The 18579-nt window shown below is 65.3% G+C and carries 19 protein-coding genes and 1 pseudogene; 10 read left to right on the top strand and 10 right to left on the bottom strand.

Going from position 1 to position 18579, the window contains the following annotated elements; genetic code table 11:
• Positions 1-88 precede the first annotated feature (88 nt).
• Positions 89-1519 (bottom strand): coniferyl aldehyde dehydrogenase, encoded by a 1431-nt coding sequence (locus IAE37_RS07690; protein ID WP_201171785.1) that lies wholly within the window; start codon positions 1517-1519, stop codon positions 89-91.
• A gap of 151 nt (positions 1520-1670) precedes the next feature.
• On the opposite strand from IAE37_RS07690, the gene IAE37_RS07685 reads away from it, so the two are divergent.
• Both IAE37_RS07685 and IAE37_RS07680 read left to right on the top strand, forming a co-directional pair.
• Positions 1671-2336, top strand: coding sequence for a TetR/AcrR family transcriptional regulator (locus tag IAE37_RS07685; protein ID WP_201171782.1), 666 nt, complete (start codon positions 1671-1673; stop codon positions 2334-2336).
• Positions 2337-2371: 35 nt separating this feature from the next.
• A complete protein-coding gene (locus tag IAE37_RS07680) occupies positions 2372-3226 on the top strand; it encodes a sulfurtransferase (RefSeq protein ID WP_201171780.1) in 855 nt (284 codons plus the stop codon).
• A 161-nt stretch (positions 3227-3387) separates the two neighbouring features.
• Here the strand turns inward: IAE37_RS07680 and IAE37_RS07675 are convergent, their stop codons facing one another.
• The 4 genes and pseudogenes from IAE37_RS07675 to IAE37_RS07660 all read right to left on the bottom strand — a co-directional run bounded on the left by IAE37_RS07675 (position 3388) and on the right by IAE37_RS07660 (position 7887).
• Positions 3388-4380: a hydrolase gene (locus IAE37_RS07675; protein ID WP_201171778.1), complete on the bottom strand. Its 993-nt coding sequence runs from the start codon at positions 4378-4380 to the stop codon at positions 3388-3390.
• A gap of 60 nt (positions 4381-4440) precedes the next feature.
• Complete coding sequence (gene rsmD, locus IAE37_RS07670) at positions 4441-5055, bottom strand: 16S rRNA (guanine(966)-N(2))-methyltransferase RsmD (RefSeq protein WP_201171776.1); 615 nt, start codon at positions 5053-5055, stop codon at positions 4441-4443.
• A pseudogene (locus tag IAE37_RS07665) lies at positions 5055-6407 on the bottom strand (M16 family metallopeptidase); the annotation flags it as partial. The pseudogene IAE37_RS07665 and the gene rsmD, both read right to left, overlap by 1 nt.
• A 124-nt stretch (positions 6408-6531) precedes the next feature.
• The gene (locus tag IAE37_RS07660) at positions 6532-7887 is read right to left on the bottom strand and encodes a M16 family metallopeptidase (RefSeq protein WP_201171760.1); all 1356 of its coding nucleotides are present in this window, start codon (positions 7885-7887) and stop codon (positions 6532-6534) included.
• A 231-nt stretch (positions 7888-8118) separates the two neighbouring features.
• Between IAE37_RS07660 and ftsY the strand changes: the two genes are divergently transcribed.
• The 4 genes from ftsY to rpoH all read left to right on the top strand — a co-directional run bounded on the left by ftsY (position 8119) and on the right by rpoH (position 12292).
• Entirely contained in the window at positions 8119-9624 is a 1506-nt protein-coding gene (gene ftsY / locus IAE37_RS07655) for a signal recognition particle-docking protein FtsY (RefSeq protein WP_201171759.1), read from the top strand.
• Positions 9621-10292: a cell division ATP-binding protein FtsE gene (gene ftsE, locus IAE37_RS07650; protein ID WP_133325071.1), complete on the top strand. Its 672-nt coding sequence runs from the start codon at positions 9621-9623 to the stop codon at positions 10290-10292. Before ftsY ends, ftsE begins: the two co-directional genes overlap by 4 nt.
• Entirely contained in the window at positions 10289-11317 is a 1029-nt protein-coding gene (ftsX, locus tag IAE37_RS07645; protein ID WP_201171758.1) for a permease-like cell division protein FtsX, read from the top strand. The genes ftsE and ftsX overlap by 4 nt, the downstream gene beginning before the upstream one ends.
• 120 nt (positions 11318-11437) lie before the next feature.
• Positions 11438-12292, top strand: coding sequence for an RNA polymerase sigma factor RpoH (rpoH, locus tag IAE37_RS07640; protein WP_201171757.1), 855 nt, complete (start codon positions 11438-11440; stop codon positions 12290-12292).
• Between the two features lie 87 nt (positions 12293-12379).
• Here rpoH and mtgA read toward each other — a convergent pair whose 3' ends face one another.
• The gene (gene mtgA, locus IAE37_RS07635) at positions 12380-13090 is read right to left on the bottom strand and encodes a monofunctional biosynthetic peptidoglycan transglycosylase (protein WP_201171755.1); all 711 of its coding nucleotides are present in this window, start codon (positions 13088-13090) and stop codon (positions 12380-12382) included.
• A gap of 64 nt (positions 13091-13154) precedes the next feature.
• On the opposite strand from mtgA, the gene IAE37_RS07630 reads away from it, so the two are divergent.
• The 4 genes from IAE37_RS07630 (at position 13155) to trmB (ending at position 15409) form a co-directional block, all read left to right on the top strand.
• Positions 13155-13526, top strand: a complete 372-nt coding sequence (locus IAE37_RS07630) for a DUF423 domain-containing protein (RefSeq protein WP_201171753.1) — start codon at positions 13155-13157, stop codon at positions 13524-13526.
• A gap of 102 nt (positions 13527-13628) precedes the next feature.
• Positions 13629-13829 carry a sulfur carrier protein ThiS gene (gene thiS, locus IAE37_RS07625; protein ID WP_201171751.1) on the top strand — a complete coding sequence of 67 codons (201 nt, stop codon included), beginning with the start codon at positions 13629-13631 and terminating at the stop codon, positions 13827-13829.
• Positions 13830-13882: 53 nt separating this feature from the next.
• Entirely contained in the window at positions 13883-14677 is a 795-nt protein-coding gene (locus IAE37_RS07620; protein ID WP_008092966.1) for a thiazole synthase, read from the top strand.
• A 9-nt stretch (positions 14678-14686) separates the two neighbouring features.
• Positions 14687-15409, top strand: coding sequence for a tRNA (guanosine(46)-N7)-methyltransferase TrmB (gene trmB, locus IAE37_RS07615; protein ID WP_201171749.1), 723 nt, complete (start codon positions 14687-14689; stop codon positions 15407-15409).
• Positions 15410-16034: 625 nt separating this feature from the next.
• Here trmB and IAE37_RS07610 read toward each other — a convergent pair.
• The 4 genes from IAE37_RS07610 to IAE37_RS07595 are packed head-to-tail and all read right to left on the bottom strand — an operon-like array spanning position 16035 to position 18570.
• Positions 16035-16361, bottom strand: a complete 327-nt coding sequence (locus IAE37_RS07610; RefSeq protein ID WP_023378203.1) for a DUF3392 family protein — start codon at positions 16359-16361, stop codon at positions 16035-16037.
• Positions 16362-16370: 9 nt separating this feature from the next.
• On the bottom strand, positions 16371-17546 hold the full coding sequence (gene hemW / locus IAE37_RS07605; protein ID WP_201171744.1) for a radical SAM family heme chaperone HemW: 1176 nt from the start codon (positions 17544-17546) through the stop codon (positions 16371-16373).
• Positions 17543-18139, bottom strand: a complete 597-nt coding sequence (gene rdgB / locus IAE37_RS07600) for an RdgB/HAM1 family non-canonical purine NTP pyrophosphatase (protein ID WP_201171736.1) — start codon at positions 18137-18139, stop codon at positions 17543-17545. The genes hemW and rdgB overlap by 4 nt, the downstream gene beginning before the upstream one ends.
• Positions 18136-18570, bottom strand: a complete 435-nt coding sequence (locus IAE37_RS07595) for a DUF4426 domain-containing protein (protein ID WP_201171728.1) — start codon at positions 18568-18570, stop codon at positions 18136-18138. Before IAE37_RS07595 ends, rdgB begins: the two co-directional genes overlap by 4 nt.
• Positions 18571-18579 lie beyond the last annotated feature (9 nt).

Below are 18579 nucleotides of genomic sequence, written 5' to 3'. Positions count from 1 at the left end.
GTGACACGGCCGGCTGAAGGCACTATAGACAGAGGCCGGGTTTGTTGTCATGCGCTGTGCCATGGCCCACTGCAACATTGCTGCGGCCTCAGCGGATGAACAGCTTGTAGACCAAGCGCTGCAAGGCCTTGCCATAGGGTGGGTAGATCAACCGGGCGGCATTCAGGCGTTGCTTGGCCAGCACCGCCTTGGCCTTGCTGAAGGTCTGAAAGCCATCGTGGCCGTGGTAGTGGCCCATGCCGGAAGGGCCGATGCCCCCGAACGGCAGGTCGTCCTGGGCGACATGCAGCAGGGTGTCGTTGAGGCACACGCCACCGGAATGGCTGTTTTGCAGCACCTGGCGTTGCTCGTCCCGGTCGTAGCCGAAGTAGTACAGCGCCAGGGGGCGCGGGCGCCGTTTGATGTAGTCCAGGGCCTGGTCCAGATGGTCGTACGGGACCAACGGCAGCAGTGGGCCGAAGATTTCGTCCTGCATCACCTGCATGTCGTCGTTCACCTGCAGCAGCAGGTGGGGTGGCAGGCGCCGGCCTTGGGGCGCTTCCCCAGGATACAGGTCGATGACTTCGGCGCCTTTGTCGCGGGCGTCGGCCAGCAAGTGCTGCAGGCGCTGCAACTGCCTGGGGTTGATGATCGCGCTGTAGTCGGCGTTGCCGGCAATGCGTGGGTACAGGCGTTGCACAGCCTCGCGGTAGGCCTCGGCGAACGCCGGCAGGCGCTGACGGGGCACCAGCACATAGTCGGGGGCGACGCAGGTCTGGCCGGCGTTGAGAGTCTTGCCGAAGGCGATGCGCTCGGCGGCAGTGGCCAACGGCACGCTGGCCGAGACGATGGCGGGCGACTTGCCACCCAGCTCCAGGGTCACCGGCGTGAGGTTGTGCGCGGCGGCCAGCATGACGTGGCGACCGACGCTGGTGGCGCCGGTGAACAGCAGATGGTCGAAGGGCAGCCTGGCGAAGGCCTGGCCGACCTCCACCTCGCCCAGCACCACGCTGACCAGATCGTGCGGGAACACCCGATCGAGCAGCCTCTTCAGCGCCTGGCCCGTGGCCGGCGTGGCCTCGCTCAGCTTGAGCATGACCCGGTTGCCAGCGGCCAGGGCGCAGGTCAGGGGACCAATGGCGAGAAACAGCGGATAGTTCCACGGCACGATGATGCCCACCACGCCCAAGGGCTGGTACAGCACGCGCGCACTGGCCGGCTGGAACGCCAGGCCGACGCGCCGCCTGGCCGGGCGCATCCACCGGTGCAGGTGGCGTTCGGCATGGCGGATACCTTGCACCGAGGGCAGTAGCTCGGCCAGCAGGGTTTCGTCGGCGCTGCGGCCCTCGAAATCCTGGTCGATGGCCGCGATCAGCACCTGTTGGTCAGCCAGCAGCGCCTCGCGCAGGCTTTTCAGCCATTGCCGGCGCTGCGCTGCAGGCGGCATGGGGTGGCCGGCGAATGCCTGGCGCGCAGCGGCGAACGTCGCGGCCAGGTCGATATCCGATGGCACGGCAGGCAGGGCGAGGGTCGAGGTCACGGCAGCGTCTCGTCTGGCTGTGAGTTTCTAGAGCCTATACTCTAAATGTCGCGTTGGCGCGAATTTTTTCACGCAGTCGAACGGTGCATTCCCAGTGTGATCCACCGTAATATGGCTGCATCATCGAAAGCCTGCAGACTGGGAGCTGAGCATGGCCCCGCGCATGAAGACCCGAGAGCGCATCGTGCACAACAGCCTGGAGCTGTTCAACCAGCAGGGTGAACGCAGCGTCAGCACCAACCACATTGCCGCTCACATGGAAATCTCGCCCGGTAACCTGTACTACCACTTCCCCAACAAGCAGGCGATCATCGCCTTGCTGTTCAGCCAGTACGAAGAGCTGGTGGACAGTTTCCTGCGCCCGCCGCAGGGCCGTGCGGCCACGGTCGAGGACAAACGCTTCTACCTCAAGGCACTGCTCGCGGGGATGTGGAACTACCGCTTCCTGCACCGCGACCTGGAGCACCTGCTCGACAGCGACCCGGAGCTCGCGGCCCGCTACCGGCGCTTTTCCGAGCGCTGCCTGCGCCAGGGCCAGGCGATCTATCGCGGCTTCGTCGACGCCGGAATCCTGGCCATGGAGCCGGCGCAGATCGAATCGTTGACCATCAATGCCTGGATCGTCCTGACCTCGTGGGTACGCTTTCTCAGCACCACGCGGGAGCATTCCGCGCATCTGGGTGAAGAAGCCTTCAAGCGAGGCGTCTACCAGGTACTGGTGCTGGAGCTCGGCTTCGTCACCGCCACTGCTCGCGGCGCGGTGGACGCGCTGTGCGAGGAATTCCACGTTCCGTTCAATCAGGCCCTGGAGCACTAGGCCAGGGCTATCGAGTCATCGATCAGGAGATTGTCATGCCCCTTGCGCAATTGATCACCCCGCAGCAGCTGGCCGAGCGCCTGGGCTCGCCCAAGCTGGTGATCCTCGATTGTCGTTTTGCCCTGGAAGATGCCGACTATGGCCAACGCAGCTATGCCGAGGGCCACATCGCTGGGGCGCATTTCGCCGACCTGGAGCGTGACCTGAGTGGCCCGGTCAGCAAGGGCAAGACCGGGCGCCACCCGCTGCCGGACGCTCACCGCCTGGTCGAGCGCCTGCGCGAGTGGGGCCTGGACGACGACAGCGAAGTGGTGCTGTACGACGATGGTCCCGGCGCCTTCGCGGCCCGTGCCTGGTGGCTGCTGGCGTGGTTGGGCAAGCGCACCGGCGTGGCGATTCTCGATGGCGGCCTCAAGGCCTGGCACGCCGCACACCTGCCGCTGAGCCTGGATGCGCCGGCCAAGCGCGAGGGCACTTTCAACGGCCAACCGGACGCCAAGTTGTTGATCGACGCCGACCACCTGGCCAAGCGCCTGGGCAGTGCCGACCTGACCCTGCTCGATGCGCGAGCCCTGCCGCGTTTTCGTGGCGAAGTGGAGCCGATCGACCCGGTCGCCGGGCATATCCCAGGCGCCCAGTGCGCGGCCTTTACCGACAACCTGGGGGCCGATGGACGCTTCCTGGCGCCAGCACTGCTCAAGCAGCGGTTTGCCGAGAAACTGGCAGGGCGCGCGCCGGAGCAACTGGTGGCCTATTGCGGGTCAGGGGTGACGGCTTGTCATAACCTGTTCGCCCTGGCGCTGGCGGGGTATCCGCTGGGTCGGTTGTATGCGGGGTCGTGGAGCGAGTGGATCAATGATCCCAAGCATGGTGTGGCGACTGGCGAGTAAGTGGGGCCGCTTCGCGGCCCTTTCGCGGCACAAGGCCGCTCCTACACCGACCGCGCGAACATTCACAGGCTCACGCGGCCCCTGTAGGAGCGGCCTTGTGCCGCGAAAGGGCTGCGAAGCAGCCCCAACTGAACAGCATTACGGCCTCGAGCGCCGTAACATCACTGACCTTCCACCAACCATTGCGGAATCCGCCGCTCCAGGTAATAGCTCGGATTGCGCAGGCTGCCCTCGACGAAGCCAACATGGCCGCCCCGTGGGTGCAACTCCAGCTGCGTCCGCGGCGCCAGTTCGCTTGCCGTGGGCAGGCTGTGGCCGGCCACGAATGGGTCGTCGCTGGAATGGATGATCAACGTCGGCGTGCGGTTCTGCCCCAGGAAGTAGCGGCTCGATGAGCGGCGGTAGTAGTCCTGGGCGTCGTTGAAGCCATTGAGCGGCGCGGTCACCCGGCCGTCGAAGTCCCAGAACGTGCGCAGGTTGCGCAACGGCCCCAGGCGGTCGAGGGCGGCCAGCTTCTCGTGATGCCCCTGGTCGCGGAAGTGGCGCTGCTTGAGCTGCACGTAGGCAAGCATCTCGCGCATGAAGTGCGCCTGGTAGACCTTGGAAAAGCCCTGGCCGATGCGGTCGGCGCATTGGTCCAGGCGAAACGGTACCGACACCGCCACGGCTGCCTCCAGCCCGCTCGCAGCAGCGCTTTCACCCAGATACTTGAGCAACACGTTGCCGCCCAGCGAATACCCGACAGCGTACAGCGGGGCCAGCGGACGCTGGGCACGTAGATGCGCCACCACCTCGGCCAGGTCCTCGCTGGCACCCGAGTGGTAGCTGCGTGGCAACAGGTTCGGTTCGCCCGAGCACCCGCGCCAGTTCAGCGCGACGCTGGCCCAGCCGCGAGCCTGCAGCGACTGCTGCAAGCCTTTGACATAGGGTGAGTGGGACGAGCCGGTAAGGCCATGCAGCACCAGCACCAGTGGTGCATCGGCCTGGTGCGAGCCGTGCCAGTCGAGATCGAGGAAGTCGCCGTCGGCCAGCCACAGGCGTTCGCGGTTGCGCTCGAGCTTCGGCAGCTTGCGCCACAGCGGCCCCCACAAGGTCTGCAGGTGGGGATTGGACAGGCCGGTGGCCGGACGGAAAGTGGCGGTGAGGCTGGGCATGTTGGGCGACTCTCGGTGTGCCTGCCTAGAGTGCCACGAAACCCCACCGCCGTACCTGCGCTATTGGTCGGTAGCGGCCCGTTGCCATAAGGCGTAATGCACCTGGCCGGTCTTCTTCTCGCGGTGCAGGCGCCAGTTGCCGGGCATCGCCAGGCTCGACGGGGCGGCCTCGCTCTCGGTGTAGATCCAGGCCTGGTCGCGCAGCCACTGGTTCTGTTCCAGCAAGGTGCAGGTATTGGCCAGTAGGTCCTGGTGGAACGGCGGGTCGAGGAATACCAGGTCGAATTGCTGCTTGGCCGGGCCCTGCAGGTAGCGCAAGGCGTCGCTCTGGAGGATCTGCCCGCGCGGGCAGCGGAGGATCTCGAGGTTGTTCTTGAGGTTGGCGATGGCCGCCGGATTGCTGTCCAGCGCCACAGCGTCTTCGGCCCCGCGGGACAATGCTTCCAGGACCAGGGCGCCGCTACCGGTGAAGGCATCGAGCACCCGGGCCCCTTCGATGTAGGGGGCCAGCCAGTTGAACAGGGTTTCGCGCACGCGGTCCGGCGTCGGCCGCAGGCCTTCGCCATCCGGCACCGCGAGGCGGCGGCTGCGCCACTCGCCAGCGATGATGCGCAGGTGGCCCTGGCCCTTGCTCTGGCCCGGTTGCGGGCGCGCGGGAGGGGTGGATCTCGGCATTAGTGCTCCGGTACGCCGAGCGGCTGCTCGGCGGGTTTGTCAGTGGGGGCCGGCAGCGGTTTCTGCGGCACTTTCGGGCCGACGGTGACGATCACCAGCTTGTCGGCGGCCAGGTGCTTGTTCATTGCCGCCTTGACCTGCTCGACGGTCAGCGCCTGGGATTGCTGCATGAAGTCTTCCAGCCAGGTCAGTGGCAGGTTGTAGAAGCCGATGGCGCCCAGCTGGCCGACGATGCTGGCATTGCTGGCGTTCGACAGTGGGAAGCTGCCGGCCAGCTCACGTTTGGCGTCGTCGAGTTCCTGCTGGGTCGGGCCGTTCTTCAGGTAGTCGCCAAGGATACCCTGGACCAGTTTCAGAGTGCCTTCGCTGAGTTCGGCGCGGGTCTGCAGGTTGATCATGAACGGGCCGCGCACCTGCATCGGGCTGAACACCGAGTACACGCCGTAGGTCAGGCCGCGTTTCTCCCGTACCTCGCTCATCAGCCGGGTGCCGAACGCGCCGCCGCCGAGGATCTGGTTGCCCAGCGACAGGGCCGGCCAGTCCGGGTCCTGGCGGTCGATGCCGAGCTCGGCGAGCATCAAGTGGGTCTGCTTGCTGGGGAAGTCGATGTGGGTCATGCCCGCCTTGGGTTCGGCCGGCTCGGCCGGGGCGGCCAGCGCCGGGCCCTTGGGCAGGGCGGCGGAAACCTGGGCGGCGACCGCCTCAGCCTCGCTGCGGCTGAGGTCGCCGACCAGCGCGATGACCGCGTTGCCGGCGCTGTAGGCCTTGGCGTGGAAGGCGCGCAGTTGCTCCAGGGTGATGCCGGGAATGCTTTCGGCGGTGCCGTCGCTGGGGTGGGCGTAAGGATGGTCGCCGTAGAGCTTGGCGAACAGCGCCTTGCCGGCGATCTTGCCGGGGTTCTGCTTCTCGTACTCGAAACCGGCCAGCAGTTGGTTCTTGATGCGCTTGAGCGCGTCCTCGGGGAAGGTCGGCTTGCCGGCCACCTCGGCGAACAGCTTGAGCGCCGGCTCACGCTTGTCCTTGGCGCTGAGGCTGCGCAGCGAGGCCACGGCCATGTCCCGGTAGGAGCCGTTGCCGAAGTCCGCGCCGAGGCTTTCGAAGCCTTCGGCGATGGCGGTCACGTCCTTGCCGGCCACGCCCTCGTTGAGCATGGCGTTGGTCAGGGTGGCCAGGCCCGGCGTGTTGCCGTCCTGACTGCTGCCGGCGGCGAAGGTCACGCGCAGGTCGAACATCGGCAGTTCGCGGGCCTCGACGAACAGCACGCGGGCCCCTTCGGCGGTGGTCCAGTTCTGGATGTTCAACTGGCGCCGGCTGGGCGCCTTGCCGTCCAGCTCGGCCAGCGACTGCAGGGTGTTGGCCGGGCGCGCGGCGCTGCTCTGGGCCTCGGCGTGGGCCGGGCGCGCCAGCACCGCGGCCACGGCCACTACGAGGGCGATGATGCCGGTCCCGATCAGGGTGTAGCGTGGTGCGCTGCGATCACTCATGAGCGGACTCCTCGGGCAGTACATGGGCAACGCTCAGGCGTTCGCGGGTGAAATAGGTGCGCGCGGCGTTCTGGATGTCCTGCGGGGTCACGCGCTTGAGCTCGTCCAGCTCGCTGTCGATCAACTTCCAGGACAGGCCGACCGTCTCCAGTTGGCCGATGGTGGTGGCCTGGCTGCTGATGGAGTCGCGGTCGAAGACCAGGCCGGCGATCACCTGGGCACGAACGCGTTCGAGCTCCTCGGCGCTCGGCGGGGTGGTCTTGAGTTCATCGAGCAGTTGCCAGATGCCTTTTTCGACATCGGCCAGGGTCTTCTGCTTCTGCACGTTCGGCGTGGCCGAGATCATGAACAGGCTGTCACCGCGGGTGAAGGCGTTGTAGCTAGACGAGGCGCCGGCGACCAGTTCCTGGTCGCGTTCCAGGCGGGCCGGCATGCGTGCGCTGTAGCCGCCGTCGAGCAGCGCCGAGATCAGGCGCAGGGCGTGCACGGTACGGGGTTCCTTGGCGGTAGCCAGGCCTGGCACGTTGAAGCCGTAGATCAGGCTCGGCAGCTGGGTGCGCACATGCAGCGTGAGCAGGCGGTGGCCCGGCTCGGCCAGCTCCAGTGGCAACTTGGCTGGCGGCGTGGCGCGCTTGGGGATGGCGCCGAAGTACTTCTGCGCCAGGCCCTTGACCTCGTCGGCGGTGACATCGCCGACCACCACCAAGGTGGCGTTGTTCGGCACGTACCAGGATTCGTACCAGTGGCGCAGTTCCTCGACTTTCATGCGTTCGAGGTCGGCCATCCAGCCGATGGTCGGCGTGTGATAGCCACTGGCTGGGTAGGCCATGGCGCGGAACAGCTCGAAGGCCTTGGCGCTGGGCTGGTCGTCGGTACGCAGGCGGCGCTCTTCCTTGATGACTTCGATCTCGCGGCTGAATTCGTCGGCCGGCAGGCGCAGGCTGGCCAGGCGGTCGGCCTCGAGCTCCAGGGCAACCGGCAGACGGTCGCGGGCCAATACCTGGTAGTAGGCGGTGTAGTCGTCGCTGGTGAAGGCGTTTTCCTCGGCGCCCAGGTCGCGCAGGATGCGCGAGGCTTCGCCGGGGCCGACCTTGGCGCTACCCTTGAACATCATGTGCTCCAGGGCGTGGGACAGGCCGGTCTGGCCGGGCGTCTCGTAGCTGGAGCCGACCTTGTACCAGATCTGCGAGACCACCACCGGCGCGCGGTGGTCCTCGCGCACGACCACCTTGAGGCCGTTGTCGAGGATGAATTCGTGGGTCGGCTGCACATCGGCGGCGATGGCGGCCAGTGGCAGGCAGAGCGTGCTGAGTAGCAGGCCAGCGGCGCGGCGGGCTAGAGCATTCATACGGTGTTTGACCTGTTCGGCGGCCCGCTGGGTTTAGCGTCGGCGGGCCAGGAGGTGCTAGGATACTGATCCGGTTGCCTGGCGACCATGCCTGTCGCCGTTCTGGCCCACAGGACCCTACGACAAAACATTGCGCATGAACCAGCCGGATTCAAGATAGTCTGTTCTGCGTTTAGAGAATTCCTGATGCGCCAATGCTGGCCCATCGCTACCCTGAGATAGCCGTCTTCCATGTTTGGTTCCAACGACGACAAAAAAGCGCCGGCCGAGGCTGGCGAGAAAAAAGGCCTGTTCAGCTGGTTTCGCAAGAAGCCGCAGCAACCTGTCGCCGAACAGCCACAAACCCCTGAATCGCAACCTGCAGAGCAGGTAGCGCCGCACGTTGCGCCTGCTCCAGCCGAGCCGGTGGCCGAGGTGCCTGCGCCTGTTCCGCCCGAGCCGGTGGCCGAAGTGCCTGTGCCTGCTCCGGCGGCACCGGTGGCCGAGGTACCTACGCCCGTTCCGGCCACGCCCGAGGCACCTGCGGTGCACGCTGCGCCAGAGATCCCGGCGGCGCCTGAGGCCCCTGAGCCGATCCAGCCTCCGGAGGCTGCCCCGGTAGCTGTCGTCACGCCAGCCGCCGAAACCCATCTGGTCGAGCCGCCCGTCAGCAACCTGGTCCTGCCGGTCGCCGAGGAACCGGTCGCCCTGGTACCGGACCTCGAACCCAAGGCCCCACCAGCCATCCCGGAGCGCCCGGCACCCGAGCCGGTGGCCGTTGCCGCCGCTGAGCCGGCCCCGGCCCCGGCCTCTGCAGAGCAATCCAAGCTCGGCTTCTTCGCTCGCCTGAAACAGGGCCTGTCGAAGACCAGCGCCAGCATCGGCGAGGGCATGGCCAGCCTGTTCCTGGGCAAGAAGGTCATCGATGATGACCTGCTCGACGAAATCGAGACCCGCCTGCTGACCGCCGACGTCGGCGTCGAGGCCACCTCGGCGATCGTCCAGAACCTGACCCAGAAGGTGGCCCGCAAGCAGCTGGCCGATGCCGATGCGTTGTATCAGTCGCTGCAGGATGAACTGGCCGCGCTGTTGCGTCCGGTCGAGCAGCCGCTGAAGGTCGAGGCGCAGAACAAGCCCTACGTGATCCTCGTGGTCGGCGTGAACGGTGCCGGCAAGACCACCACCATCGGCAAGCTGGCCAAGAAGCTGCAGCTCGAAGGCAAGAAGGTCATGCTCGCCGCTGGCGACACCTTCCGTGCCGCCGCTGTCGAGCAGTTGCAGGTCTGGGGCGAGCGCAACCAGATCCCGGTGATTGCCCAGCACACCGGTGCCGACTCCGCTTCGGTGATCTTCGATGCCGTGCAGGCCGCCAAGGCCCGCGGCGTCGACGTGCTGATCGCCGACACCGCCGGTCGCCTGCACACCAAAGACAACCTGATGGAAGAACTGAAGAAGGTGCGCCGGGTGATCGGCAAGCTCGACGCCGAGGCACCCCATGAGGTGCTGCTGGTACTCGATGCCGGCACCGGCCAGAACGCCATCAGCCAGGCCAAGTATTTCAACCAGAGCGTCGAGCTGACCGGCCTGGCCCTGACCAAGCTGGACGGCACCGCCAAGGGCGGGGTGATCTTCGCCCTGGCCAAGCAGTTCAAGCTGCCGATTCGCTTCATCGGCGTCGGCGAGGGCATCGACGACCTGCGCACGTTCGAGGCCGAGCCTTTCGTCAAAGCCCTGTTTGCCGAGCGGGAGCACCCATGATCCGATTCGAACAGGTTGCCAAGCGCTACCCCAACGGCCACGTCGGCTTGCACGAGCTGAGTTTCCGGGCGCGCCGGGGCGAATTCCTGTTCGTCACCGGGCACTCCGGCGCCGGCAAGAGCACCTTGCTGCGCCTGCTGCTGGCCATGGAGCGCCCGACCAGCGGCAAGCTGATGCTGGCCGGGCAGGACCTGGGCCAGATCAGCAACGCGCAGATCCCGTTCCTGCGCCGGCAGATTGGCGTGGTGTTCCAGAACCACCAACTGCTGTTCGACCGCACCGTGTTCAACAACATCGCCCTGCCGCTGCAGATCCTCGGCCTGTCCAAGGCCGAGATCACCAAGCGTGTGGATTCGGCGCTCGAGCGCGTGTCGCTGGCCGACAAGGGCGAGCTGTTCCCGGCCGACCTGTCCACCGGCCAGCAGCAACGGGTCGGCATTGCCCGTGCGATCGTCCACCAGCCAGCCCTGCTGCTGGCCGACGAACCCACGGGTAACCTCGACCCGCGTCTGGCCGCAGAGATCATGGGCGTGTTCGAGGACATCAACCGCCTCGGCACCACGGTTCTGATCGCCAGCCACGACCTGGCACTGATTGCGCGCATGCGCCACCGCATGCTGACCCTGCAGCGCGGTCGTCTGATCGGCGATGGGGAGGCCGGGCAATGAGCACTACACGTACACCCAAGGTTTCCGAACGCGTCGCGCCCAAGCCTGCCGACCCGCAACCGGCGAAGAAAAAGCGCGGCGACCATGACGACGACGGCCCGGACTTCCGCACGCTGCTGCACGCCTGGCTGGAAAGCCATCGCGCCAGCCTGGTCGACAGCCTGCGCCGCCTGGGCAAGCAGCCGATCGGCAGCTTCTTCACCTGCCTGGTGATGGCGGTTGCCCTGAGCATGCCCATGGGCCTGTCGCTGCTGCTGAAAAACGTCGAGAAGCTCGGCGGCTCCTGGCAGCGGGCTGCGCAGATCTCGCTGTACCTCAAGCTCGATGCGGGCAGCCGCGAAGGCGAGGCGCTGCGGGACGAGATCAAGGGCATGCCGGGCGTGGCCGATGCCCAGTATGTCAGCCGCGAGCAGGCCCTGGACGAGTTCCAGCAGCAGTCGGGCCTGGGCGAGGCCCTGCGCGAGCTACCGGACAATCCGCTGCCGGGCGTGGTGGTGGTGACGCCCACCGAGGTCGACAAGCCGGCCCTGGAGGCCTTGCGCCAGCGCCTGGCCGAATTGCCGCGGGTCGAGGTGGCGCAGCTGGACTTGGTCTGGGTCGAGCGCCTGGCCGCCATCTTGAAACTGGGTGACCGCTTCGTCTTCGGCCTGGCCGTGATGCTGATTTCCGCGCTGCTGTTAGTAATCGGTAACACAATTCGTCTACATATCGAAAACCGCCGCACCGAGATCGAAGTGATCAAGCTGGTCGGCGGCACCGACAGCTACGTACGCCGGCCCTTCCTGTACATGGGCGCCTTGTACGGCCTGGGCGCGGGTGTGTTGGCCTGGGGTATCCTGGCGTTCGGCCTGAGCTGGCTGAACGAGGCGGTGGTAGGGCTGTCGGGGCTGTATGGCAGTGACTTCGCCCTGGGTGGGGTGCCGGCCTCCGATGGTCTTTCTCTCTTGATCGGAGCGGTCTTGTTAGGGTATATCGGTGCATGGATCGCGGTCGCCCGACACCTGAACGAGTTGGCGCCTCGATAGTTTTCTGTGCCAGCATTGACTTTTTTTCATCTTGTGAACCGCTTGGAACTTGTACAGTGGTTTCCGGTCAATGTTGGCAGTGCCCACAAGGCACGAGTCTAGTGAGTCGGAGGTTCTTGAATGACCACTTCGTTGCAACCTGCCTATGCCCTGGTCCCCGGTGCGAACCTGGAAGCCTACGTGCACACGGTCAACAGCATCCCGCTGCTGACGGTCGAGCAGGAGCGTGAACTGGCCGAGCGTCTCTATTTCGAGCAGGATCTTGAGGCCGCTCGGCAAATGGTAATGGCCCACCTGCGTTTCGTCGTGCACATCGCACGCAGCTATGCCGGCTACGGGCTGGCCCAGGCCGATCTTATCCAGGAAGGCAACGTTGGCCTGATGAAGGCCGTGAAGCGTTTCAACCCGGAGATGGGCGTGCGCCTGGTGTCGTTCGCCGTGCACTGGATCAAGGCGGAAATCCACGAATTCATCCTGCGCAACTGGCGTATCGTCAAGGTGGCCACCACCAAGGCCCAGCGCAAGCTGTTCTTCAACCTGCGCAGCCAGAAGAAGCGTCTGGCCTGGCTGAACAATGACGAAGTCCATCGCGTGGCGGAAAGCCTCGGCGTCGAGCCGCGTGAAGTGCGCGAGATGGAAAGCCGCCTGAGCGGCCAGGACATGGCCTTCGACCCGGCCGCCGAGGCGGACGACGACAGCGCCTTCCAGTCGCCGGCGTACTACCTGGAAGACCATCGCTACGACCCGGCAACGCAGCTGGAGGATGCCGACTGGAGCGACAACTCCACCAGCAACCTGCACGAAGCGCTGCAAGGCCTGGACGAGCGTAGCCGCGACATCCTCTACCAGCGTTGGCTGGCCGAGGAAAAGGCCACGCTGCACGAGCTGGCGGACAAGTACAGTGTTTCGGCCGAACGTATTCGCCAGTTGGAAAAGAATGCGATGAACAAGGTCAAGGCGTTGATCACGATCTGATCAAGCCTGGGCTGCAATGAAAAGCCGCTGGCCCGGAGACGGGGCGGCGGCTTTTTTGTTCCTACGGATTTGCCCGCGAAAGGGTGTTCAGGGTCTACGCGAAGCATCGAGCTGCATCAGGTAGCTCGGCCCGCCCAACTGGCTCATCTGCCGGCGAATCCAGGCGGCACGGCTGGCCACGTAGGCACTCGGGCGGCTGGCGCTCCACTTGATCGGGCTAGGCAGCACCGCTGCCAGTTGCGCGGCCTGCTGGCGGCTCAGGCGGCTGGCATCGATGCCGAAGTGGTAGCGGGCGGCAGCCTGGGCGCCGAACACGCCTTTGCCCCATTCGGCGCTATTGAGATAGACCTCGAGGATCCGCTCCTTCGACCAGAACAGCTCGAGCAAGGCGGTGAACCAGGCTTCCAGGCCCTTGCGCAACCAGCTGCGGCCCGACCACAGGAACAGGTTCTTGGCGACCTGCTGGGTCAGGGTACTGGCGCCGCGGATGCTGCCGCCACGTTCGTTGTAGGCCAGCGCCGCCTGGATGGCTGGGATGTCGAAGCCCCAATGGCTGGCGAACTTCTGGTCCTCGCCGGCAATGACGGCCACCTTGAGCTCATCGGAGATGTTCTCCCAGGGCTCCCAGTCGCGTTGCAGGTCGATCGGCTCGCCGTCGACCCAGGACTGCACCTTGCGCTCGACCATCAGCGCCGTGCCGGGTGGCGGTACCCAGCGAAACACCAGGACCAGCACGATGCTCGCGGCGGCAAACCAGAGCAGGGCACGGACGAATCGGCGAAATAGGGATGACAGCATGGCGATGGCTTGGCCGGACCGGTGGAAGGGGCCATTATACAGACCCGTTCCAAGGAGTCGTCCCATGCTTCGCAGCTTCCTGATGCTCGCCGCGTTTTTCGGCTTCACCGGTGTCGCGCTCGGCGCATTCGCCGCCCATGGCCTGAAAAACCGGCTCAGTGCCGACTACCTGGCAATCTTCCATACCGGTGTCACCTACCAGTTGGTGCACGCCCTGGCGATCCTCGCGCTGGCGGTGCTTTCGGTGCACCTGCCCGGGCGCCTGGTGGCCTGGTCGGGTGGGCTGTTCGCCGCCGGTATCCTGTTGTTCTCCGGCAGCCTGTACCTGCTGACCTTGAGTGGCCTGGGCAAGCTGGGCATCATCACCCCCATCGGTGGCCTGTGCTTCCTCGCTGGCTGGTTGTGCCTGGGGCTGGCAGCCTGGCGCCTGGGCTGACCGAGTGGTCCACAATCGCGACTAATGGTGCCCGGCGCCCTTGGGTTCAGGGGTTGATCGGGGCTAGAATGCGTGCCCCAAAGCACAATGGTGGCCGTGCGCATGCGCATTCAACTTAACGGTGAACCTTACGAATTGCCTGCTGGCGAAAGCGTCGCGGCCTTGCTGGCCCGCCTGGAGCTGGTCGGGCGCCGCGTGGCGGTGGAGCTGAACCTGGATATCGTGCCGCGTAGTCAGCACGACAGCACCTTGCTGAGCGAGGGCGACCAGGTCGAAGTGGTCCACGCCATCGGTGGCGGTTGAACCTGCCCGGCGATTCACCCGCAAATCCCGTAACCTTTTCCCGAGGAACCACGATGAGCAACGTTCGCAGCGATAAGCCCTTCACCCTGGCCGGGCGTACTTTCCAGTCGCGCCTGCTGGTAGGCACCGGCAAATACCGTGACATGGAAGAAACCCGCCTGGCCATCGAGGCCTCGGGTGCCGAAATCGTCACCGTGGCCGTGCGCCGTACCAATCTCGGCCAGAACCCGGGCGAGCCGAACCTGCTCGACGTGCTGCCGCCGGACCGCTACACCATCCTGCCCAACACCGCCGGCTGCTATGACGCGGTCGAGGCCGTGCGCACCTGCCGCCTGGCCCGTGAGTTGCTCGATGGCCACAACCTGGTCAAGCTGGAAGTCCTGGCCGACCAGAAAACCCTGTTCCCCAACGTGATCGAAACCCTCAAGGCCGCAGAAGTGCTGGTCAAGGACGGTTTCGATGTGATGGTCTATACCAGCGACGATCCGATCATCGCCCGCCAGTTGGCCGAAGCCGGCTGCATCGCGGTGATGCCGCTGGCCGGCCTGATCGGCACTGGCCTGGGCATCTGCAACCCGTACAACCTGCAGATCATCCTCGAGGAGTCCAAGGTGCCGGTGCTGGTCGATGCCGGCGTGGGTACCGCCTCCGATGCCACCATCGCCATGGAAATGGGCTGCGAGGCGGTGCTGATGAACTCGGCGATCGCCCACGCTCAGCAGCCGGTGCTGATGGCCGAAGCCATGAAGCACGCCATCGTCGCCGGGCGCATGGCCTACCTCGCCGGCCGCATGCCGAAAAAACTCTATGCCAGCGCTTCTTCGCCGCTGGATGGTCTGATCAAGTAAGAGCCCCCGATGACTGACTCGCAAGATACGCCGATCTCCGCCGACGGCGACCAGCGCCACCACCGCCGCATCAAGAGCTTCGTGATGCGCGCCGGGCGCATGACCGAAGGCCAGCAACGCGGCCTCGACCAGGGTGGCCCGCTGTTCATCCTGCCGCTGGCCGACAGCCCGGTCGACTACGACCAGGTGTTCGGCCGCTCGGCGCCACGCACCCTGGAGATCGGCTTCGGCATGGGCCACTCCTTGCTGGAGATGGCTGCCGCCGCACCGGAGCAGGACTTCATCGGTGTCGAAGTGCACCGCCCGGGTGTCGGTGCGCTGCTCAACGGCGTGCTGACCCAAGGCCTGAAGAACCTGCGGGTGTATGACTGCGACGCCATCGAGGTGCTCAACCGCTGTGTGGCCGACAACAGCCTCGACCGCCTGATGCTGTTCTTCCCGGACCCATGGCACAAGGCGCGCCACCACAAGCGCCGTATCGTTCAGCTGGAGTTCGCCGAGCTGGTACGGCGCAAGCTCAAGCCCGGTGGCGTGTTCCACATGGCCACCGACTGGGAACCGTATGCCGAGTACATGCTGGAAGTGATGAGCGCCGCCCCGGGCTATCGCAACCGTGCCGAAGACGGTGCCTACGTGCCGCGGCCGGAAGAACGCCCGATCACCAAGTTCGAACGCCGTGGCGAGCGACTGGGGCATGGGGTGTGGGATCTGAAGTTCGAGAAGGTGGATTGATCGGCTGATCGAGGCTTTCGATGTGCTGGAGCCTGTCGAAATGCAGGCGAAAAAAACCGCTCTGAGAAGAGCGGTTTTTTTGTGAGCGATAGGACTGAGTATCCTTCGCTCTGGGTATCACCGAAAACACTGCCACTGTCACCGAATCATAGGCAGCCCGGTATTGCGCGTCAATAATCAGAAATACCCAGCATTACATGTGTCGGGGCAGTTAACAGCTTTGGCGGTGCATCCCAAGTATCATCGCGCTGCTCCTGTGGGGATGAATTCGGTGATGGGCCGGGTAGGTGAAGAATTCTGCTTTCCGGCCCCTTCGACACGGCCTGAGAACCGTGCCGGTAGCTGATCTCGAAGGGCCATCAACCTGGCCACTTCACTGAAAACACTGCCACTGTTTTCGAAGGCATCGAAGTACCGGTTAGATGCTGGAAGATTGGCCCGCCAACACGGAGGCCAAGGCTTATGAAGCGTTTGCTTGATACGCTGAGCCGCGTCTGGAAGCTCATCCGGATCTTGATTGTCCTCAAGACCGCACGAGACTTCATGCGTGATCACTTCGACGATGCCCAGTAAGGGCTAGTCAGGTGGTAGGGCTGCCCTGGTTCGCCAGGGCAGTTTTAGCAACTTACCCCCGGCGATCCGCCACCACGCCGATCAACACCAGCACCACCAGCAGCACCGGTGCCAGCGCGTAGTTGTTGAACTGCCCCAACCCCTTCACCACCCACGGCGTGGCATAGATCAGCGCCGCCCCACTGCCGATCATCACCAGCAGCGCCATGAACGGCACGCGCAGCGCACCGGCCAGGCCGCCCAGGCGTTGTTCCACCCAGCCCTTGATGTCGGTGCCGAACAGCACCAGCAAACAGCCCACCAGGGCCAGGGAAATCTCCGAGAGGTTGCTGCGGCTCCAGCGGGAAACCGTCGCGAGCAGGTCGAGTACCAGATCCATGGGTCATCCTTAGGTCAAGAAATACTGCAGCAGGTCATTGAGGAACAGCTGGCCCCTCGGTGTGGCCACCAGCCGATCCGGTTCGACCTGCAAAAGGCCCTTTTGTTCGGCCGCACGACGTGCCTCGTCCAATTGCGCCAGGGGCAGGCCGGTGCGCTGGGTGAACAGCTCGGCCTCCACGCCCTCGGTCAGGCGCAGGGCGTTCATCAGAAACTCGAACGGCAGCTCATCGACTGGCAGCAGCTTTTCACCGGCCTTGAACGGCTTGGCCAGGTTCAGGTAATCCTTGGGCAGGCGGGTCTTCCAGGTGCGCAGGATGCGGCCGTCGGCGAAGGTCAGCTTGCCGTGGGCGCCGGCACCGATGCCGATGAAGTCGCCGAAGCGCCAGTAGTTTAGGTTGTGTCGCGCAGCGCGCCCGGCCTGGGCGTAGGCCGAAACCTCGTACTGCTTGTAGCCGTTGGCTGCCATCAACGCCTGGCCGGCTTCCTGGATGTCCCAGAGTATGTCGTCCTCGGGCAGCTCCGGCGGCTGGTTCCAGAACACCGTGTTCGGTTCCACCGTCAACTGGTACCAGGACAGGTGGGTGGGACCCAGGTCAATGGCCTGGCGTAGGTCGCCCAGGGCGTCGTCCAGCGACTGGTCGGGCAGGCCGTGCATCAGGTCCATGTTGAAGTTGTCGAAGCCAGCGGCGCGGGCCATGGCAGCGGCGCGGATCGCCTCGTCACCATTATGGATCCGGCCCAGCGCCTGCAACTTCTCGGGCTGGAAGCTCTGCACGCCGATCGACAGGCGATTGATGCCGGTCTGCCGGTAGGCCTTGAACTTGTCCTGCTCGAAGGTGCCAGGGTTGGCTTCGAGGGTGATCTCGATATCTGCAGCGAACGGGATGCGTTGCTCCACGCCTCGCAGCAGACGCCCCAGGGCATTGGCGCTGAACAGGCTCGGCGTACCGCCGCCGAAGAAGATCGATGAAATCGGCCGGCCCTGCACTGCGGGCGACTCCAGATCGAGGTCGGTCAACAGCGCGTCGACGTAAGCCTCTTCCGGCAGTTCAGGCCCGGCGGCGTGGGAGTTGAAATCGCAGTAGGGGCACTTGCGCACGCACCACGGGATATGGATGTACAGCGCCAGTAGCGGCAGCTTGGAGAAGCCCGCCGCGCCCGGCTGGGACAGCGTTGCGATCATGCCAGGCCCAGACGTTGACGCAGCAGGGCCATGGCGCGGGCGCGGTGGCTGAGCTGGTTCTTATCCACAGGGGTCAGGTCGGCGCTCGAGCAGTCGCGCTCTGGCACCCAGAACAGCGGATCGTAGCCAAAGCCATGCTCGCCGCTGGCCTGGCGCAGGATGCGCCCGTGCCACAGGCCTTCGCAGAGGATCGGCAGCGGGTCATCGGCATGCCGGACCAGTGCCAGCACGCAGACGAACTGGGCACCTCGCTCGGCCTCGGGCACGTCCTTCAGGGCTTCGAGCAGCTTTGCGTTGTTCGCCGCATCGCCCTTGCCGTCGGCATAACGCGCCGAGTAGATGCCCGGCGCACCACCGAGGAAGTCCACTGCCAGGCCGGAGTCGTCGGCCAGCGCCGGCAAACCGGAGATACGTGCGGCATTGCGCGCCTTGAGGATGGCATTTTCGACGAACGACAGGCCGGTTTCCTCGGGCTCGACCTGGCTGAACTCACCGATCGAGCGAAGCTGCACGGACTGGCCGAGCATGGCTTGGAGTTCCTTGAGTTTGCCGGCGTTGTGGCTGGCCAATACGAGTTGCTGGAAATTCATCATTCGCCTGGGAAAACTTCCTGGTTGAAACTGAGTGGATGGCTGATACCGCCGGCTTCGACGTTCAGGTCGAAGGTCAGGGTCTCGGCCTGTTCGATCTTGAACTGGGCGATGTAGTACACCGCGCCCCGGTCGGTGATCTGCTTGAACGACAATGGGCTGCTGCGCCCGGTGAGGTCCTTCACCGTGCCGCTGACCACCGCCGTGCTCGGCTTGCCGGCCTTGATCACGGCAATGTTCAGCACCCCCTGGTTCTTGCTGCGGGTCAGCCCGGTGGCGGCGGCGATGTCCGGCTGCAGCATGCTGGAGGTGAAGGCGCTGTAGTGCACCGCCACGTCGCCGAACACTTCCTTGCGCTCGGGGCGGGTGGCGTCGGCTGCCAGGGCTGGCAGGGCCAGGCACAGGCTGAACAGGAACAGGGCTAGGCGACGCATGGTGCGAGT

Source organism: Pseudomonas sp. S31 (assembly GCF_016648105.1).
Taxonomy (GTDB): domain Bacteria; phylum Pseudomonadota; class Gammaproteobacteria; order Pseudomonadales; family Pseudomonadaceae; genus Aquipseudomonas.
This window is presented reverse-complemented; position numbering and strand designations above follow the sequence as displayed.

Bases quoted from the DNA above. Each gene is read 5' to 3' on its own strand.
- IAE37_RS07685 (WP_201171782.1), top strand. From the start codon at position 1,671: ATGGCCCCGCGCATGAAGACCCGAGAGCGCATCGTGCACAACAGCCTG.
- IAE37_RS07680 (WP_201171780.1), top strand. From the start codon at position 2,372: ATGCCCCTTGCGCAATTGATCACCCCGCAGCAGCTGGCCGAGCGCCTG.
- IAE37_RS07675 (WP_201171778.1), bottom strand. From the start codon at position 4,380: ATGCCCAGCCTCACCGCCACTTTCCGTCCGGCCACCGGCCTGTCCAAT.
- rsmD (WP_201171776.1), bottom strand. From the start codon at position 5,055: ATGCCGAGATCCACCCCTCCCGCGCGCCCGCAACCGGGCCAGAGCAAG.
- IAE37_RS07660 (WP_201171760.1), bottom strand. From the start codon at position 7,887: ATGAATGCTCTAGCCCGCCGCGCCGCTGGCCTGCTACTCAGCACGCTC.
- ftsY (WP_201171759.1), top strand. From the start codon at position 8,119: ATGTTTGGTTCCAACGACGACAAAAAAGCGCCGGCCGAGGCTGGCGAG.
- ftsE (WP_133325071.1), top strand. From the start codon at position 9,621: ATGATCCGATTCGAACAGGTTGCCAAGCGCTACCCCAACGGCCACGTC.
- ftsX (WP_201171758.1), top strand. From the start codon at position 10,289: ATGAGCACTACACGTACACCCAAGGTTTCCGAACGCGTCGCGCCCAAG.
- rpoH (WP_201171757.1), top strand. From the start codon at position 11,438: ATGACCACTTCGTTGCAACCTGCCTATGCCCTGGTCCCCGGTGCGAAC.
- mtgA (WP_201171755.1), bottom strand. From the start codon at position 13,090: ATGCTGTCATCCCTATTTCGCCGATTCGTCCGTGCCCTGCTCTGGTTT.
- IAE37_RS07630 (WP_201171753.1), top strand. From the start codon at position 13,155: ATGCTTCGCAGCTTCCTGATGCTCGCCGCGTTTTTCGGCTTCACCGGT.
- thiS (WP_201171751.1), top strand. From the start codon at position 13,629: ATGCGCATTCAACTTAACGGTGAACCTTACGAATTGCCTGCTGGCGAA.
- IAE37_RS07620 (WP_008092966.1), top strand. From the start codon at position 13,883: ATGAGCAACGTTCGCAGCGATAAGCCCTTCACCCTGGCCGGGCGTACT.
- trmB (WP_201171749.1), top strand. From the start codon at position 14,687: ATGACTGACTCGCAAGATACGCCGATCTCCGCCGACGGCGACCAGCGC.
- IAE37_RS07610 (WP_023378203.1), bottom strand. From the start codon at position 16,361: ATGGATCTGGTACTCGACCTGCTCGCGACGGTTTCCCGCTGGAGCCGC.
- hemW (WP_201171744.1), bottom strand. From the start codon at position 17,546: ATGATCGCAACGCTGTCCCAGCCGGGCGCGGCGGGCTTCTCCAAGCTG.
- rdgB (WP_201171736.1), bottom strand. From the start codon at position 18,139: ATGATGAATTTCCAGCAACTCGTATTGGCCAGCCACAACGCCGGCAAA.
- IAE37_RS07595 (WP_201171728.1), bottom strand. From the start codon at position 18,570: ATGCGTCGCCTAGCCCTGTTCCTGTTCAGCCTGTGCCTGGCCCTGCCA.